This window comes from Rhizobium croatiense (assembly GCF_019793465.1).
GTDB lineage: Bacteria > Pseudomonadota > Alphaproteobacteria > Rhizobiales > Rhizobiaceae > Rhizobium > Rhizobium croatiense.
The window spans coordinates 1-316 of the sequence record NZ_JAILYJ010000103.1 but is presented as its reverse complement, the minus strand read 5'-3'; the positions used below and the strand labels follow the sequence as shown (position 1 = coordinate 316).

General features: G+C 60.4%; 1 pseudogene. It reads right to left on the bottom strand.

From position 1 onward, the window contains the following. Positions 1–247, bottom strand: a pseudogene (locus K6M89_RS32045) (hypothetical protein); the annotation flags it as partial. Positions 248–316 lie beyond the last annotated feature (69 nt).

Here is a 316-nt window from a genome sequence, read left to right as displayed (position 1 = left end):
ATTGCTGGAAAAGGTAAATGTCGTTCTCCCTGCCTGATGGCCCCAGAGTGGCCGTGTAGGGCACACCATGGATAGTGATGCTGGTCTGGGGGTTGTCCGCGCTCGGCAGCAACTCAAGCCAGGACATCGCAAGCCGAAGGCCAGCCGGTGCCGGTTGATTGCGGTGTTGCCAGCTCGGAGGGACAGCTCCTCCCAAGTCGTCCACAGGCAGCATGTACTGTGGGGTGCCGAAGATCGATGCCCCCAAGCTTTGCTCCCATGGTGCGTCTGGCGGATTGACGCTTTGCACCGGTGAATAGGCGGCTGACGGCAAATC